Below are 17,815 nucleotides of genomic sequence, written 5' to 3'. Positions count from 1 at the left end.
GGCTCGCGAGGTCGCCATGAACGGACGCCTGGTCAAGGAACTGCTGATCATCCTGCTGATCAAGCTGGCGCTGCTCATGGCGATCAAGAGCCTCTGGTTCAGCGCCCCCACGGTGCCGCCCAACGCCACCCAGGCGGTCAGCGCCCACCTGCTGGACTAGTACCCCTTCCCTTCGCTTGAGGAGATTGCCGGGATGATCTCGGAATCCGTCGTGGACCTGTCACGCCTGCAATTCGGCATGACCGCGCTGTATCACTTCATCTTCGTGCCCCTGACCCTGGGGCTGGTGGTGATCCTGGGGATCATGGAGTCGGTCTATGTGATGACCGGCAAACAGGTCTACAAGGACATGACCCAGTTCTGGGGCAAGCTGTTCGGCATCAACTTCGCCCTGGGCGTCACCACCGGCCTGACCATGGAGTTCCAGTTCGGCACTAACTGGGCCTACTACTCCCACTATGTCGGCGACATCTTCGGCGCGCCCCTGGCCATCGAGGGCCTGATGGCCTTCTTCCTCGAATCGACGCTGATCGGGCTGTTCTTCTTTGGCTGGGAGCGGCTGTCGAAAGGGCAGCACCTGCTGGTGACCTGGCTGGTGGCCCTGGGCTCGAATCTCTCCGCGCTGTGGATCCTGGTGGCCAACGGCTGGATGCAGAATCCGGTCGGTGCCGAATTCAACTACGTCACCATGCGCATGGAGCTGGTCGACTTCGGCGCTCTGCTGCTCAACCCCGTGGCCCAGGTGAAGTTCGTCCACACCGTGGCCTCGGGTTATGTCACCGGCGCCATCTTCGTCCTGGCGATCTCCAGCTACTACCTGCTCAAGGGCCGCGACATCGGCTTCGCCCGGCGTTCCTTTGCCGTGGCCGCCGCCTTCGGCATGGCCGCAGTCATCTCGGTGATCGTGCTGGGCGACGAATCCGGCTATCGCGTGGGCGAGGTACAGAAGGTCAAGCTGGCCGCCATCGAAGCCGAGTGGAACACCGAGGCAGCCCCTGCCTCCTTCACCCTGTTCGGGATCCCCAACCAGCAGGAGATGCGCACCGACTACGCGGTAAAGATCCCCTATGTGATGGGCCTGATCGCCACCCGCTCCACCACCGAGCAGGTCACCGGCATCAAGGATCTGGTCAAGCACTACGAAGAACGCATCCGCAGCGGCGCCCAGGCCTATGCCCTGCTGGAGCGCCTGCGCGCCGGCGACGACTCCGCCGTCACCCGCGCCGCCTTCGATGCCCGCAAGCATGACCTGGGCTATGGCCTGCTGCTCAAGAAATACACCAACGATCTGCCTGCCGCCTCCGACGAGCAGGTGCGCAAGGCCGCCCTGGACACCATCCCCAACGTGGCGAGCGTGTTCTGGACCTTCCGCATCATGGTCGCCAGCGGCGTGCTGATGCTGGCCCTGTTCCTCTGCGCCTTCTGGGCCTCGACCCGGCGCAACGAACTCAGGAAGCCCTGGCTGCTGAAGTGGGCGCTGTTCAGCTTGCCCCTGCCCTGGATCGCCACCCAGACCGGCTGGTGGGTCGCCGAGCATGGTCGCCAGCCCTGGACCATCAGCGAGGTGCTGCCCACCCACCTGTCGGCCTCGACCCTGGCCCCAGCCGACCTCTGGGGTTCCATCGGCGCCCTGGTCACCTTCTACACCCTGCTGCTGATCGTGGAGCTGTACCTGATGATCCGCTTCGCCCGCCTCGGCCCGAGCAGCCTGCATACCGGCCGCTACTTCCATGAACGCGCCGCCCAGGTCGGCGACGCCCTGCGCCAGGCTGCGGTGGCCAAGCCCGCTGCCCCGGCCAACGTCTGAGGAGACCGCCATGTTCGACTATGAAGTCCTCAAGCTCAGCTGGTGGGTGCTGATCGGCGTGCTGCTGATCGGCTTCGCCCTCACCGACGGATTCGACATGGGCGCCATGATCCTCATGCCCCTGATCGGCAAGACCGACAAGGAACGCCGCGCCGCCATCAACAGCATCGCCCCGCACTGGGACGGCAACCAGGTGTGGTTCATCACCGCCGGCGGCGCCCTCTTCGCCGCCTGGCCGATGGTCTATGCCACCGCCTTCTCCGGACTCTACTGGGCGCTGCTGCTGGTGCTCTTCGCCCTGTTCCTGCGCCCGGTCGGTTTCGACTACCGCAGCAAGCTGGACAACAGCCGCTGGCGCAGCGCCTGGGACTGGGGCCTGTTCACCGGCAGCCTGGTCCCGGCGCTGGTGTTCGGCGTGGCCTTCGGCAATCTCTTCCAGGGCGTGCCCTTCCAGCTCGACGACACCCTCAGATCCACCTACAGCGGCAGCTTCTTCGCCCTGCTCAACCCCTTCGCGCTGCTCTGCGGCGGGGTCAGCCTGGCCATGCTCTGCGCCCATGGCGGCAGCTGGCTGATGCTGCGCACCCACCAGGCCCTGGGCGAGCGCGCCCGCCGCGCCACCGGCCTGTGCGCCCTGCTGCATCTCGCCACCTTCGGCCTGGCCGGCGTCTGGCTGGCCCATGGCATCGACGGCTACGTGCTGATCAGTCAGGGCGATCCGGGCACTGCCCTGAATCCGCTGCACAAGGTGGTCGCGGCCGGCAACCCGGGCTGGCTGGCCAACTACCATGCCCAACCGCTGACCCTGATCGCCCCGGTCGTGGCTGTACTCGGCAGCGTCCTCGCGCTGCTGGGCAGCAGCTGGCGCCAGGCCGGTCTGGCCTTTACCGGCACGGCCCTGGCCATCGTCGGCACCCTCGCCACCGCCGGCTGCGCGCTGTTCCCCTTCGTGCTGCCGTCGAGTCTGGATCCGGCCTCCAGTCTGACCGTCTGGGACGCCGTCTCCAGCCACAAGACGCTGGGCATCATGTTCGTCGCCGCGGCCCTCTTCGTGCCGCTCATCCTCGCCTACACCCTGTGGAGCTACGTCCGCATGTGGGGCAAGGTCGATGACCGCTTCATCGACGCCAACCCCCACGGCCTCTACTGATCAGCCTCTCAAGGAGACACGCCATGTGGTACTTCACCTGGATCCTCGGTGTCCTGCTCGCCGCGAGCTTCGGCATCATCAACGCCCTCTGGCTGGAAAGCACCCGGGAGCTGGACGTCCATGACGATGCCGAATGCTGAAGCCCTGCCCCGCGTCCACCCGCTGGGGCGGACGCTGTCCCTGCTGCTGGCGGCGCCCCTGGCCCTGCTGCTGCTGATCCACCCCGGGCTGATGCTCGACGCCAGCGGCCACTACAGCCATCCGCTGCTGATGGCGGTGATGCTGGGCGTGTCCGCCGGACTGGTCCACGGCGTCGGCTTCGTGCCGCGCCTGTGGCTCTGGCGCTTGGTGTTCGGGCCGGCGGTGGGCTGGCCGCTGCTGGTGCTCGGCTACGCCCTGCTCTTCAGGGCGCAGCTGGGCTGATCGATGTCTGACCCTAGCGCCCGGCCTCCCCGGGCGCAGCACGCACCACCCGGCGTACCGCCTGACATACAGCCTGGTGCACTCTCACTCGCACCACTGATTAACCTGACTATAAAGGTTCGTCCCGGGGTGCCGACATAACCGCAATCGACCTCGCCCACGACGGCTGATCGCTTTGCCGCCGGCGCCCCTGCTGACCGCCTCAGAGAAGTCCACCATGCTCAGGAATGCCCCCCTAAGTACCAAGCTCCTGCTGATCCTGCTGCTGCCGCTGGCTGGCTTCCTGGTGATCTCGGGCCTCTACACCGCCGACCGCTACGAAACCTTCAAGGACATGGAGCACACGGTCACCGCCAGTGCCACGGCGCAACGCATCAGCGCCGTGATCACCAGCCTGCAACGCGAGCGCGGCGCCAGCGGCGTCTTTCTCGGCAGCGGCGGCAAGTCGATGCAGGACAAGCTGAAGACCTTCCGCCAGGACAGCGACAACGCCCATGGCGAACTCAAGACCCTCGCCAGCGGTAGCGATGCAAACATCCAGGCCCTGCTGCGTGCCCTGGACGGTCTGCCGGAGCTGCGCACCAAGGTCGACGGCCTGGCGCTCAACAGCACCCAGTCCGGTGCGGCCTACACCGACCTGATCAAGACGCTGATCGGCTACACCCATTCGCTGGAAGCCGGGGTCGACGATCCGGCCATCCTGCGCGCCCTGGGCGCCCTCAATCTGTTCGTCGAGATGAAGGAACGCGCCGGTCGCGAGCGGGTGCTCCTGGGTCTGGCCTTCAACCAGAATCGCTTCGACGCCAGCCTGCTGTCGCGCTTCGCCCGCAACCTGGGCGAATTCTCCGCCTATGCCGACGCCTTCCAGCGCAAGGCCACGCCCGAGTTCATCCGCCAGCTCGACGACACCTTCAAGCAACCCAGCGCCCAGGAAGTCAGCCGCCTGCAGCAACTGGCCTTTACCGTTCCCCTTGGCGACGCCCTGGGCGTCAAGCCGGAGGACTGGTTCAACCTGGCCACCCAGCGCATCGACCTGATGGGCAAGGTGGAGGCGGACCTCGGCGCCAGCGTCGGCGCCCAGGCCGAGCAGGCCCGCGCCGCTGCCAGTCGCGATCTCTGGATCACCCTGAGCCTGGTGCTGCTGGTGCTGGTGGCCGTCTCGGCGCTGGCCTGGGTGATCATCCGCAACATCAAGCAGGCGGTCGAACAGGTCAATGGCACCCTCACCCGCCTGGCCACCCGTGACCTCACCGCCCGTTGCGCCTATCAGGGCAAGGACGAGTTCGGCACCATCACCGGCAACCTCAACCAGATGAGCCAGGAGCTGGGCCAGGTGATCCAGGAGATCGGCGCGGCCACCGTCCAGGTCGCCACCGCTGCCGAGGAGGCTTCGGCGGTCGCCATCCAGACCAGCCAGAACGTCGCCCAGCAGCGCCTGGGCACCGATCAGGTGGCCACCGCCATCGCCGAGATGAGCGCGACGGTCAAGGACGTCGCCCGCAGCACCACCGAAGCCGCCGAGGGCTCGCGCCAGGTCGAGGGCAACACCAGCCAGGGTCGTCGCGAATTGCAGGCCACCATCGGCCTGGTGCAGGGGCTGTCGGTGCAGGCCGAACGGACCTCGGACATCATCGCCGAACTCAAGCACGAGAGCGATGCCATCTCCTCGGTGCTGGACGTGATCCGCGGCATCGCCGAGCAGACCAATCTGCTGGCGCTCAACGCCGCCATCGAAGCCGCTCGCGCCGGTGAGGCCGGGCGTGGCTTCGCCGTGGTGGCCGACGAGGTTCGCTCCCTGGCGCAAAAGACCCAGCAATCCACCGGCAGCATCCAGCAGATGATCAATAATCTGCAGACCGGCTCCGACCGCGCCACCCAGGCCATGCAGGAAACCCTGAGCCAGGTGCAGACCGGCGCCAGCAATGTGGTTCGCGCCGGCGAGCTGCTGGGCGAGATCGCCGAGGGCGTGACCCTGATCAACGACCGCACCATCCAGGTCGCCTCGGCCGCCGAACAGCAGAGCCAGGTCGCCGAAGAGATCAGTCGCAACGTCAACGACATCAACGACCTGGTGATCCAGGTCAGCGCCGGTGCCGAGCAGACCGCGGTCACCAGTCGCGAACTGGCGCGCCTCGCCGAACAGCAGCAGGCGCTGGTCGGCCGCTTCCGGGTGGCCTGACCCCACCCAGGCACTCGATGGCCAGCGAGGAGGACAGCTCCAGGTCCCCCTCTCTGGCCATCCGCTGCAAGTTCGCTCTTCCCGCGCCCGCTATCCTCTCCCGCCTCCGCGCCTCCCTGCGTTGCCCTGCCGCTGGGCTTGGTCGCCCTTCGGCACTGCCCAGCCTCGCCCCCAACCCGGACGTCAGTGCTCTGTACCGAGTTCTACCGTCTGCCCCGGCTTGATCCTTCCACCGCAGGCCTTTGCCGCCATCGCCCTTCAGCCCCGGTGGCGACTCCGCGGTTCCACACCGAGCAGGGAATCGGCAAGCAACACCAACGAACCGCTCTAGCACGCTACTTGCAGACATTACAGCCGGTCATGCGCGCGCATCCGCTACCCGGGTATTTCCGCAAGCAACAGTCAGGCTTTGCGCAGCGGAATCCTTTCCTGCGATGCCTGCGCGGTGACCTCTCATGGAACCGATCCCTCGCGTCCCAGCAAGCGCGAGGGTCATCTATAGAAGGACTGACCGATGCTGAAGAACGCCGCCCTGAGTACCAAGCTGCTGCTGATCCTGCTCCTGCCCCTGACCGGCTTTCTGCTGATTTGCGGTCTCTTCCTCAAGGAGCGCTACCAGACGCTGGAGAATCTCGATCACACCGTGACCGCCAGCGCCACGGCGCAAGACGTCAGCACCCTGATCACCTACCTGCAACGCGAACGGGGCGCCAGCGGCGCCTTTCTCAGCAGTGGCGGCACGGCCGTGCGTGACGACCTGCGAACCTATCGCCAGGACAGCGACCAGGCCCAAGGCGCCTTGCGCGCCCGGGTGGCCAGCGACGATACCGCCCTGCAACCCGTGCTGAAGCTCCTCGACGGCCTGCCCGGGGTGCGCACCACCGTGGACGGCCTGACGATCAGCGGTACCCAATCCAGTGCCGCCTATACCGAGATGATCCAGGCGTTGATCGGCTACAACAGCAAGCTCGAAGCCGAAGTCGAGGATCCGGCGATCAAGCGCGCCCTGAATGCCCTGAATCTGTTCGTCGAGATGAAGGAAAGAGCCGGCCGCGAGCGCGCGCTGCTGGGGATAGCCTTCAGCAGGAATCGGCTGGAATTGCCGCTACTGGTGCAGATCGCACGCAATCTCGGCGAATTCACCGCCTACGCCGACGCCTTCAGGCAGAGGTCCGCGCCCGAGGTCGTCCAGCGATTCGAGAACCTCCTCAAGCAGCCCGGCGCCCTGGAGCTGGCGCAGTTGCAGCGGCGCGCGCTCTACACGACGCCGGGTAGACCGCTGAATGTGCAGCCGGACACCTGGTTCGACCTGGCCACCCAGCGCATCGATCAGCTGGGCACCCTGGAAACGGAGCTGGGCGCCAGCATCATCGCCACCACCGAACAGCTACGCGCCGGCGCCAGCCGCGATCTCTGGACCACCCTCGGCCTGATGCTGGTGCTGCTTGTGGCCGTTTCGGTGCTGGCGTGGCTGGTCATCCGCAACATCAGGCAGGCGGTCGAACAGGTCAACGGCACCCTCACCCGCCTGGCGACCCGCGACCTCAGCGCCCGTTGCGTCTACCAGGGCCGGGACGAATTCGGCACCATCACCGGCAACCTCAATCTGATGAGCCAGGAACTCGGCCAGGTCATCCAGGAGATCGGCGCGGCCACCCAGCAGGTCACCACCGCCGCCGAAGAAGCCTCGGCGGTCGCCATCCAGACAAGCGAAAACGTGACCCAGCAACGCCTGGGCACCGATCAGATGGCCACCGCCATCGCCGAGATGAGCGCCACGGTCAAGGATGTCGCCCGCAGCACCAGCGAAGCCGCCGAGGGCTCGCGGCAGGTCGAGGCCAGCGCCCGCCAGGGTCGCCACGAATTGCAGGCCACCATCGGCCTGGTGCAGGGGCTGTCGGTGCAGGCCGAGCGCACCGCGCAGATCATCGCCGAACTCAAGCAGGAGAGCGACGCCATCTCCCTCGTGCTGGACGTGATCAATGGCATTGCCGGGCAGACCAATCTCCTGGCGCTGAATGCGGCCATCGAGGCGGCGCGCGCCGGTGAGGCCGGTCGCGGCTTTGCCGTGGTGGCCGACGAGGTACGCTCCCTGGCGCAAAAGACCCAGCAGTCCACCGGCAGCATCCAGCAGATGATCAGCCGCCTGCAGAGCGGCACCGACCGCGCCGCCCAGGCCATGCAGGAGACCCTCGGCCAGGTGCAGACCGGCGCCGGCAACATGCTCCGCGCCGGCGAATTGCTCAGCGAGATCGCCGAGGGCGTGACCCTGATCAACGATCGCAATATCCAGGTGGCCTCGGCCGCCGAGCAGCAGAGCCAGGTCGCCGAAGACATCAGCCGCAACGTCAGCGACATCCATGAGCTGGTCATCCAGGTCAGCGCCGGTGCCGAGCAGACCGCGGTCACCAGTCGCGAACTGGCCCGCCTGGCCGACGCCCAGCAGTCACTGGTGGGGCGCTTCCAGGTGGCCTGAGTCACGCGCCGGCCGCTGTACGGTGGAAAAGCCGCCCCTCTGGATGGCGACGCCGGCGCGCCCTGTCGCCAGACTGGGCGCCGCTGTCAGCGACTGGTCGCCGGCAGCGGGGACCGGCCAGCCCAGGACCGGCCACCAGACCGCCTGGAAACGCCATGGATACCTTTGCCATCTACCTGCTGCTGTGCGGCCTCACCATTGCCAGTCCCGGTCCGGGCGTGCTGCTCACGGTCAACAACGCCCTGCTGCTGCAGTGGCGCGGCGCCCTGCCAGGCATCCTCGGTGTGGTGCTGGGCATCCTGCTGGTAGCCATTCTGTCCAGCACCGCGCTCGGCGCCCTGGTGAGCAGTTCGCCACGGGCGCTGCAGGGGCTGCAACTGCTCGGCGCGCTCTATCTGGGCTGGCTGGGTCTGAGTCGTCTGCGCCAGGACTCGCTTCCAGGCCAGCGGACCGGCACGACCCGGCCGGCGATCGGCGTCGCCAGACGCCTCCGGCAAGGGCTGCTGGTGTCCCTCACCAATCCCAAGCTGATTATCTTCTTTCTGGCGCTGTTTCCGCCCTTCATCCAGGCCGACCGCCCGGTGCTGCCGCAACTGGTGCTGCTGGTGGCGAGCTTCTGCCTGTTGAGCCTCCTCATTCACTGCAGCTACGCCGGGGCCGCAGCAGCCTTGAGTACCCGCCTGACCGCGGGTTCCACCCTCGCGCGCCTGAACCGGGCGGCGGGCGGACTCTTTCTGCTGTTCGCCGCGCTGCTGCTGGGTGCGGCCCTGGGCGCTCCTAGTGCCTAGTGCCTAGTGCCTAGTGCCTGGTGGCGACCAGGGTGCGGCTGGCGTCGTTGGACGCTTCCCGCGGTCGTGACTGCTCCTGCCGCAAGGCCGCGAACCGCGCCTGGGACAGCGGTCGCTGCAGATGGAAGCCCTGGGCCTGGTCGCACCTGAGATCGGCGATGCGCGCCAGTTGGCCGGCGGTCTCGATGCCCTCGGCCACCACCGTGAGCGACAGCGCCCGCCCCATGCTGACGATGGCCTCGACGATGGCCGCGTTGCTCTCGCTCACCTCGATGTTGGAGACGAAGCTGCGATCGATCTTCAGGCAATCGAAGGGATAGGTGCGCAGATAGCTCAGCGAGGAATAGCCGGTGCCGAAGTCGTCCATGGACAGCCGCACCCCCAGCGCCTTGAGCTTCTTCATCAACTCCAGGGCGCCCGCGGCGTCGTCCAGCAGGACGTTCTCGGTCAGCTCCAGCTCGACCCGCGCCGGATCGATGCCGGTGCGGTCGAGCACCTTGCGCACCCGCGCGACCAGATCGTCGCGCTGGAACTCCAGCGGCGACAGGTTGATGGACACGATCAGCTCCGGCTCCCAGACCACCGCCTGGCTGCAGGCTTCCTGCAGCACCCAGTCGCTCAGGCCGAGGATCAGTCCGGTCTCCTCCGCCACCCCGATGAATTCGGCCGGTGCCAGGCGACCGCGCGTAGGATGGTTCCAGCGCACCAGCGCCTCGGCGCCCAGCAGGCGCTGGCTGCTGGCGTCGAATCGCGGCTGGAAATCCAGCTCGAATTCCAGCCGCTCCAATCCCAGGCGCAACTCTGTCTCCAGCTGGCGCCGCTCGAGGATGCGCTGGTTCATGGTGGGCTCGTAGAACCTCAGGGTATTGCGCCCGGCGGCCTTGGCTTCGTACAGGGCGATGTCCGCATAGCGCAGCAGATCCTCGGCGCCATGGCCATCCTGGGGCGCCTGGGCGATGCCGATGCTCGCGCCGATATTGATGTCGTGCTCGTCGATGCGCATGGTCCGGCCGATGCCCTCCAGCATCCGGTTGCACATCAGGCTCACCTGCTCGGCACTCAGGCAGCCGTTCACCGCGATCAGGAATTCATCGCCGCCGATGCGCGCGACCAGATCGCCCTCCCGGACGCTGGCGCGCAATTCGCGAGCGACCTGGCAGAGCACCTGATCGCCCGCCCCATGGCCGAGGGAGTCGTTGACCGGCTTGAAGCGGTCCAGGTCGAGGGCCAGCAGATGCAGCGGCTGACTGGCACTGACGCCCTCGGCGAAGCGCTGCGCCAGGTAGCGGTGCAGCTGATGACGATTGGCCAGTCCGGTCAGGGCGTCGTGCCGGCTGATGTGCTCGATGCGGGCCTTGGCCTCGATCTCCTCGGTCACGTCGCATACGGTGCCGCGAAAGCCGGCCAGCAGGCCGCCGCTGATGATGGGCTGCGCCGAGAGCTGGCAGTACCTGAGCTTGGCCTGGGCATCGCGCATCTCGCAGGGCAGCGGACGGCGGGTGCGGCCGGCCGCCAGCGGCGTCCGGGCCACCTCCTCGACCTGGCTCGGCGGGTAGCCCAGCAACTCGTGCAGCGGACGCCCCAGCCAGTCTTCGCGGCTGAAGCCGGTGACGGCCACGAAGCGCTCCGAGAGATAGACCAGGCGCTGTTCGGCGTCGCTCTCCCAGATCCAGTCGGACGAGGCCTCGGAAACGGTACGAAAGCGCTGCTCGCTGTGCCTCAGGGCATCTTCGGCCACGTCGGTCTGCCGCGCCGCCAGGGCGATCCGCCGGCGCAGGTACCAGACCAGCAGCAGCGCCAGGCCACACATGGTCGCCAGCAGCGGCACGAATTGCGTCAGCAGGCGATGCCCCATGCCATGCACCAGCCAGTGGAAGGTCACCGCGATACCCGGATCGGACCTCACCACCAGGGTCGGCCGCTCCGCCAGGGCGGGCAGGTCCCCGGGCTCCGCGGTCAGCCCGGGCAATTCGAAGGCGTGCCCGAGCTGGGCCAGCTTGTCCGGCGTGAGGATGTCGACGAACACCATATAGGACAGCCGCTTGAAGTCCTGGTAGGTCGCATCCGGGCGGATGACCGCGGCCAGCACGCTGGCCGGCTGGCCATCGATCAGGAAATAGCCCTGGGCATAGCCATCCTTGAGCGAGCGTTCCCGCGCCTGCGCCAGCAGCGCCGTCTGGTCGTCGCCGAGCCAGGTGTCCAGTTGCATCTTGCTGCGGCCGCCGCCAACCACGGCATAGCGGGTCACGCCATTGGGTGCCAGGATGAAGGCGCCGTTCACCCCGTAGCCGCTGTAGAGGGACGGCCCCACATTGTCCTCCTCGTAGGCCCAGTTGACGTCGACCTTCTTATTGGTCCGCGCATAGGCCTCCAGCCAGAAGGAATAATCGGTCAGCACCCGGCCCAGTTTGTCCACCCGCGTTTCCAGCGCGCGCTGGGCGTCCGCCTCGCTGTGGTGGCGTTGCTGCTCGTCGATGCGGGCGCACAGGTCGAACAGCATCCAGCCCGCCAGGGCGAAGATGAGGGTGACCAGGGCGAAGAAGCCGAGGGAGGCCTGACGGGCGACACGATTGAGTTGGGTAGGCACGGGGGCGACCTGTTGCAACGGGTTGTACGGGGGTGCTGACGGCAGGCGGCCAGGCCGTAATCGTCTGCCTTTATATCGGCACTGCCTTGGGCGGCTTGAAGCCCCCGCATAAATATTCCGCAGAAGAGCTCGCTAGAGCGGCTGCTTTTGCACCATCCATGGGCGCCGACGTACCGAGTGCGCCAGGACGGCGCAGCCTTTCCTGCCCCTCTTGCTCAAAAACGACAGAGGGGCGCCACGCATCCGGGCAAATGTTGACCTATCGGTCAGCTTTACCCACCATCAAGGCATTCGAGACCAGGTGGAGAGCGGCCGTGATCAGGTTTCTGCTGGACCAGGAGCTGCGCGTTGAAGAGCAGCTAGATCCCAACCTTACCGTGCTGCAGTACCTGCGCGAGCGCTGCGGCAAGACCGGCACCAAGGAAGGCTGCGCTTCGGGCGACTGCGGGGCCTGCACCGTGGTGCTGGCCGAGCCCGACGGCGACCAGCTGCGCTATCGCACCGTCAACAGCTGCCTGACCTTCGTCGCGGCACTGGACGGCCGGCAACTGATCAGCGTGGAAGACCTCAAGCACCAGGGCCGCCTGCACAGCGTGCAGCAGGCCATGGTCGACTGCCACGGTTCCCAGTGCGGCTACTGCACCCCTGGCTTCGTCATGTCGCTGTTCGCCTTGCAAAAGAACGTTGCCGCGCCGGATGACGCCGCCACCCACGAGGCCCTGGCCGGCAATCTCTGCCGCTGCACCGGCTACCGACCGATCCTGGCCGCAGCCGAGCAGGCCTGCGCCGGCCGTCAGCCGGATCAGTTCGATGCCCGCGAGCAGCAAACCCTGGAGCGCCTCGAGGCCCTGGCGCCAGTACCCGACACCCGTCTGGAGGGCGCCAACCGGCGCTGCCACAGCCCCACCACCCTGAGCGAACTGGCCGGTCTCTACCAAGCGCACCCCGAGGCGCGCCTGCTGGCCGGCGGTACCGACCTGGCCCTGGAAGTCACCCAGCAGCATCGCCGTCTGGAGACCCTGATCTACCTGGGCAACCTCCCGGAATTGCGCGGCGTCACCGTCGGCGACGATTCTATCGAGATCGGCGCCGCCACCCCGCTGGCCGACTGTGCCGCCGCCCTGGCCGCCGACTACCCGGACTTCGGCGCCCTGCTGCAGCGTTTCGCCTCCCTGCAGATCCGCAACCAGGGCACCCTGGGCGGCAATATCGGCAATGCCTCGCCCATCGGCGACAGTCCGCCCCTGTTGCTGGCCCTGGGCGCCAGCCTGCTGTTGCGCCAGGGTGAACGCCTGCGCGAACTGGCTCTGGACGATTTCTTTCTCGACTACCGCAAGACGGCCCTGGAACCCGGCGAATTCATCCAGGCGGTCCGGGTGCCGCGGGCGCGTGAGGGCCTGGTCTTTCGCGCCTTCAAGGTATCCAAGCGGCTGGACGACGATATCTCCGCGGTTTGCGCCGCCTTCGCGCTGGAGCTCGACCAGGACCACGTCGCGGCGGTACGCATCGCCTACGGCGGCATGGCGGCCACGCCCAAGCGTGCCGCTCACTGCGAGCAGGCGCTGCTCGGCCAGCCCTGGAATGCCGCGTCCATCGAACGCGCCGTCCAGGCCCTGGCCGAGGATTTCGCCCCGCTGTCGGATTTTCGCGCCAGTCGCGAGTACCGCCTGCTGACGGCGCAAAACCTGCTGCGCAAATGTCACCTGGAGACCACCCAGCCCACGCTCGCCACGAGGGTCACCGCCCATGTCTAGCACCCTCCCCGTTCGCACCCCCGAGGAAATGGCCGCGGCCTTCGCCGCCGGCCTGGCCACCGGCGTCGGCAAGCCGCTCAAGCACGAGAGCGCCGACAAGCATGTCAGTGGCGAGGCCCTGTATATCGACGATCGCCTGGAATTCCCCAACCAGTTGCACGTCTATGCGCGCATGAGCGAGCACGCCCATGCGCGGATCAAACACATCGATCTCGCGCCCTGCTACGGGATTCCCGGCGTGGCCCTGGCCATCACCGCCGCCGACGTACCGGGCCAGCTGGACATCGGCGCCGTCCTCCCCGGCGATCCGCTGCTGGCCGATGGCGAGGTGCAGTACCTGGGCCAGCCGGTATTGGCGGTGGCCGCCACCAGCCTGGACGCCGCCCGCCGCGCCGCCCAGGCCGCCCTCGTCGAATACGAGCCGCTGGAGGCCATCCTCGACGTCAAGGAAGCGCTGCGCCGCGAGCACTTCATCTCGCCCAGCCACAGCCACCACCTGGGTGACGCGGCCGCCGCCCTGGCCGCTGCCCCCCATCGCCTGCAGGGCGAGCTGGCCATCGGCGGCCAGGAGCACTTCTACCTGGAAACCCAGGTGGCCTCGGTGATGCCCACCGAGGATGGCGGCATGCTGGTCTATTCCTCTACCCAGAATCCCACCGAGGTGCAGAAACAGGTGGCCGAGGTGCTCGGCGTCTCCATGAACAGGGTTACCGTCGACATGAGACGCATGGGCGGTGGCTTCGGCGGCAAGGAGAGCCAGGCCGGCATGCCGGCGGCGCTCTGCGCGGTGTTCGCCCATCTCACCGGGCGCCCGGTGAAGATGCGCCTGCCGCGCTTTGAAGACATGCACATGACCGGCAAGCGCCATCCCTTCCACGTCGAGTACGACGTCGGCTTCGACGAAGACGGCCGGCTGCTGGGCATCCGCTTCGAACTGGCAGGCAACTGCGGCTATTCGCCGGACCTGTCCAACGCCATCATCGACCGCGCCATGTTCCATGCCGACAACGCCTACTTTCTCGGCAATGCCCAGATCACCGGCCACAGATGCAAGACCCACCTGGCGTCCAACACCGCCTACCGCGGCTTCGGCGGCCCCCAGGGCATGCTGGCCATCGAGAACGTCATGGACGCCATCGCCCGCCATCGCGGTCTCGATCCGCTGGAGGTCAGGCGGCGCAACTACTACGGCAAGGAGACGCGCAACCTCACCCACTACCACCAGGTGGTGGAAGACAATCTGCTCGAGGAGATGACCGCGGACCTGGCGGCCAGTAGCGACTATCAGGCGCGTCGTGCGGCCATCCGCGACTTCAACCGGAACAGTCCGGTACTGAAGAAGGGCCTGGCCCTGACCCCGGTGAAATTCGGCATCTCCTTCACCTCTTCCTTTCTCAACCAGGGCGGCGCCCTGGTCAATGTCTACACCGACGGCAGCATCCACCTCAACCACGGCGGCACCGAGATGGGCCAGGGGCTCAACACCAAGGTCGCCCAGGTGGTGGCCGAGGTCTTCCAGGTCGACATAGCCCGCATCCAGATCACGGCGACCAACACCGACAAGGTGCCCAACACCTCGCCCACCGCCGCCTCCAGCGGTACCGACCTCAATGGCAAGGCCGCGCAGAACGCGGCCCAAACCATCAAGGATCGCTTGATCGACTTCGCCAGCCGGCACTTCCACGTCGGGCCCGAAGAGGTCGACTTCCGCAATGGCCATGTCAGGGTGCGCGATCGCCTGCTGAGCTTCGAGGAGCTGATCCAGCTGGCCTATGTCGGCCAGGTGTCGCTGTCCAGCACCGGCTACTACCGCACGCCCAAGATCCATTACGACCGCGACCAGGCCCGCGGTCGGCCCTTCTACTACTACGCCTTCGGCGCCGCCTGCTCCGAGGTGCTGATCGACACCCTCACCGGCGAATACCGGCTGCTGCGCACCGACATCCTCCACGACGTCGGCGCCTCCCTGAATCCGGCCATCGACATCGGCCAGGTGGAAGGCGGCTTCGTCCAGGGCCTGGGCTGGCTGACCATGGAAGAACTGGTGTGGAACGACGCCGGCAAGCTGCTCACCGCCGGTCCCTCCACCTACAAGATCCCGGCGGTGAGCGACGTGCCACCGGATCTGCGCGTGCGCCTTGTGGAGAATCGGCAAAATCCCGAGGCCACGGTGTTCCACTCCAAGGCCGTGGGCGAGCCGCCCTTCATGCTCGGCATCTCGGTGTGGTGCGCCCTGCAGGACGCCGTGGCCAGCGTGGCCGACTACCGCTTCCACCCGGCCCTGGACGCCCCGGCCACTCCCGAGCGGGTGCTCTGGGGCGTGGAGCGCATGCGCCGCCTGGCCGCCGAGAGCCAGGTCATACCCGTGACCGCCACGGAGGAACCGGCATGACCCCCAAACGTGGCTGGCTGGCCCTGCTGGCCGACTTCGAGGCACGCGGCGAACCCTGCGTGCTGATCACCGTGGCCGACGAACAGGGCTCCACACCCCGCGAGGCCGGCACCAAGATGCTGGTGGGGCGCGAGGAGCAGCACCTGACCATCGGTGGCGGTCATCTCGAATACCGCGCGGTGGACATCGCCCGGGAAATGCTCGCCGCCGGCACCCGCCAGCCGCGCCTGGAACGCTTCTCCCTGGCCGCCAGCCTCGGCCAGTGCTGTGGCGGCGTCACCACCCTGCTGTTCGAACCCCAGCTGGCGCAGGACGTCCCGGTGATCGTCTTTGGCGCCGGCCATGTCGCTCGCGCCCTGGTGCCGCTGCTGGCGGGATTGCCCTGCGCCGTGCGCTGGGTCGACTCGCGGCCCCAGGAGTTTCCCGCCGTCCTGCCCGCTGGCGTGGAAAAGATCGTTACCGACGAGCCGGTCGACGAGATCACCCGCATGCCGGCGGGTGCCTACTACATCGTCATGACCCATAATCATCCCCTGGACCTGGAGTTGACCGACGCCATCCTCGCCCGCGGCGACCATGGCTACTTCGGCCTGATCGGCTCCAGGACCAAGTGGGCCAAGTTCCGCCACCGCCTCGCCGCCCGTGGCCACGGCGCCGACCGCCTGGCCACGGTGCGCTGCCCGCTGGGCCTGCCCGAGGTCCAGGGCAAGTTGCCGCTGGAGATCGCCATCGCCGTGGCCGGCGAGGTCATCGCCCACTACGGCCGCCAGGCCCAGCAGGCGGACCAGCCGCTGCGCCTGGTCAACGCCGTCGCGCCCAACTGATCCCTTTTCCGCCGCTTCGTCTTTCAGAGATCGTTATGACTGCCATCGCCCATCGCGCCGCCCTGCTCCACAGCCTCGCCGACCCGGCCGAGGTGGGGCTGGACGCCTCCTACGAATACCACGCCGACGGTCTGCTGCTGGTCGCGGACGGCCGCATCCAGGCCATGGGTCAGGCCGCCGAACTGCTGCCCACCCTGCCAGCCGGCACCGAGGTGATCGAGCACCCCCACGCCCTGATCACCCCCGGCTTCGTCGACACCCATATCCACTATCCGCAGACCGGCATGATCGCCAGCTACGCCGAACAGCTGCTGGACTGGCTGGACACCTACACCTTCCCCACCGAGGGCGCCTTCGCCGATCCGGCCAAGGCCGCCGAGGTGGCCGAGGTCTTCGTCGGCGAACTGCTGCGCAACGGCACCACCACCGCCCTGGTGTTCGGCAGTGTCCATCCGCAGTCGGTGGATGCCTTCTTCGAGGTCGCCGAACGCCTCGACCTGCGCATGATCGCCGGCAAGGTGCTGATGGACCGCAACGCCCCGGACTATCTGCAGGACACCGCCGAGTCCGCCTACACCGACAGCAAGGCGCTGATCCAGCGCTGGCACGGCAAGGGCCGGCTGCACTACGCCGTCACCCCGCGCTTCGCCCCCACCAGCACGCCGGAACAACTGGAAGCCGCCGGCCGCCTGCTGGCCGAGCACCCGGACGTCTACCTGCACACCCACCTCTCCGAGAACCTCAAGGAGATCGACTGGGTGAAGGCGCTGTTCCCGGAGCGCAGCCACTACCTGGACGTCTACGACCACTTCCAGCTGCTCGGTCCGCGCTCGGTGTTCGCCCACGGCATCCACCTCTGCGACGCCGAATGCCAGCGCCTGCACGACACCGGTTCGGCGGTGGCCCACTGCCCCACCTCCAACCTCTTCCTCGGTAGCGGGCTGTTCGATCTAGATCGGATGGAAGCCTTCAAGGTCAATGTCGGCCTCGGTACCGATGTCGGCGCCGGCACCAGCTTCTCCCTGCTGCAGACCCTCGGCGAGGCCTACAAGGTGCAGCAACTGCGCGGCCATCGCCTGCACCCCTTCAAGTCGCTCTACCTGGCCACCCTCGGCGGCGCCCGCGCCCTGCGCCTGGACGACCGCATCGGCAGCCTGGCCCCCGGCCACGACGCCGACTTCGTGGTGCTCGACCTCAAGGCCACCCCGCTGCTCGACTACCGCCTGCAGCAGTCCAAGAGCCTGGAAGAAACCCTCTTCGTCCTCACCACCCTGGCCGACGACCGCGTGGTGCGCGAGACCTATGCCGCGGGTCGCCGGGTACACAGCCGCGACAGCTGAACCTGTTGGGCTTCGCCGCTGGAGCCGCCTCAACCCAACCTACCCATCAACGTAGGTTGGGTTGAGCCTAGCGAAGCCCAACAAACCCAAACGAC

General features: G+C 67.4%; 13 protein-coding genes. 12 read left to right on the top strand and 1 reads right to left on the bottom strand.

Annotated features, from left to right (window positions below):
- Positions 1-16: 16 nt before the first annotated feature.
- From cydP to PSEK12I1_RS0114265, 8 genes are all read left to right on the top strand, one after another.
- Positions 17-160, top strand: coding sequence for a cytochrome oxidase putative small subunit CydP (gene cydP / locus PSEK12I1_RS24805; protein WP_169742405.1), 144 nt, complete (start codon positions 17-19; stop codon positions 158-160).
- 33 nt (positions 161-193) lie between these two features.
- Positions 194-1,807 (top strand): cytochrome ubiquinol oxidase subunit I, encoded by a 1,614-nt coding sequence (locus PSEK12I1_RS0114295; protein WP_027601957.1) that lies wholly within the window; start codon positions 194-196, stop codon positions 1,805-1,807.
- Positions 1,808-1,817: 10 nt separating this feature from the next.
- Positions 1,818-2,957, top strand: a complete 1,140-nt coding sequence (cydB, locus tag PSEK12I1_RS0114290; protein ID WP_027601956.1) for a cytochrome d ubiquinol oxidase subunit II — start codon at positions 1,818-1,820, stop codon at positions 2,955-2,957.
- Between the two features lie 23 nt (positions 2,958-2,980).
- A complete protein-coding gene (gene cydX / locus PSEK12I1_RS24410; RefSeq protein ID WP_007158843.1) occupies positions 2,981-3,097 on the top strand; it encodes a cytochrome bd-I oxidase subunit CydX in 117 nt (38 codons plus the stop codon).
- Positions 3,084-3,380 (top strand): cyd operon YbgE family protein, encoded by a 297-nt coding sequence (locus PSEK12I1_RS0114280; protein ID WP_051399117.1) that lies wholly within the window; start codon positions 3,084-3,086, stop codon positions 3,378-3,380. The genes cydX and PSEK12I1_RS0114280 overlap by 14 nt, the downstream gene beginning before the upstream one ends.
- 217 nt (positions 3,381-3,597) lie before the next feature.
- Positions 3,598-5,559 (top strand): methyl-accepting chemotaxis protein, encoded by a 1,962-nt coding sequence (locus tag PSEK12I1_RS0114275; RefSeq protein WP_037007000.1) that lies wholly within the window; start codon positions 3,598-3,600, stop codon positions 5,557-5,559.
- 514 nt (positions 5,560-6,073) lie between these two features.
- Positions 6,074-8,035: a methyl-accepting chemotaxis protein gene (locus tag PSEK12I1_RS0114270; RefSeq protein ID WP_037006997.1), complete on the top strand. Its 1,962-nt coding sequence runs from the start codon at positions 6,074-6,076 to the stop codon at positions 8,033-8,035.
- A gap of 155 nt (positions 8,036-8,190) precedes the next feature.
- A complete protein-coding gene (locus PSEK12I1_RS0114265; RefSeq protein ID WP_027601953.1) occupies positions 8,191-8,823 on the top strand; it encodes a LysE family translocator in 633 nt (210 codons plus the stop codon).
- A gap of 10 nt (positions 8,824-8,833) precedes the next feature.
- Here PSEK12I1_RS0114265 and PSEK12I1_RS23815 read toward each other — a convergent pair whose 3' ends face one another.
- Positions 8,834-11,410 carry an EAL domain-containing protein gene (locus tag PSEK12I1_RS23815; RefSeq protein ID WP_231501008.1) on the bottom strand — a complete coding sequence of 859 codons (2,577 nt, stop codon included), beginning with the start codon at positions 11,408-11,410 and terminating at the stop codon, positions 8,834-8,836.
- Positions 11,411-11,724: 314 nt separating this feature from the next.
- Here PSEK12I1_RS23815 and xdhA point away from each other — a divergent pair, with 314 nt between their 5' ends.
- Genes xdhA through guaD form a run of 4 tightly spaced genes read left to right on the top strand, consistent with a single transcriptional unit; the run spans position 11,725 to position 17,720 of the window.
- Positions 11,725-13,164, top strand: a complete 1,440-nt coding sequence (gene xdhA, locus PSEK12I1_RS0114255) for a xanthine dehydrogenase small subunit (RefSeq protein WP_027601952.1) — start codon at positions 11,725-11,727, stop codon at positions 13,162-13,164.
- Positions 13,157-15,556 (top strand): xanthine dehydrogenase molybdopterin binding subunit, encoded by a 2,400-nt coding sequence (gene xdhB / locus PSEK12I1_RS0114250; RefSeq protein WP_027601951.1) that lies wholly within the window; start codon positions 13,157-13,159, stop codon positions 15,554-15,556. Before xdhA ends, xdhB begins: the two co-directional genes overlap by 8 nt.
- Positions 15,553-16,380: a xanthine dehydrogenase accessory protein XdhC gene (xdhC, locus tag PSEK12I1_RS0114245; RefSeq protein ID WP_027601950.1), complete on the top strand. Its 828-nt coding sequence runs from the start codon at positions 15,553-15,555 to the stop codon at positions 16,378-16,380. Before xdhB ends, xdhC begins: the two co-directional genes overlap by 4 nt.
- Before the next feature lie 35 nt (positions 16,381-16,415).
- Complete coding sequence (gene guaD / locus PSEK12I1_RS0114240) at positions 16,416-17,720, top strand: guanine deaminase (RefSeq protein WP_371099724.1); 1,305 nt, start codon at positions 16,416-16,418, stop codon at positions 17,718-17,720.
- Positions 17,721-17,815 lie beyond the last annotated feature (95 nt).

This window comes from Pseudomonas sp. MOIL14HWK12:I1, assembly GCF_000510705.1.
Classification (GTDB): Bacteria; Pseudomonadota; Gammaproteobacteria; order Pseudomonadales; family Pseudomonadaceae; genus Chryseomonas; species Chryseomonas oryzihabitans.
The sequence above is the reverse complement of the archived record's forward strand: the minus strand, read 5'-3'. Positions and strand labels throughout refer to the sequence as shown.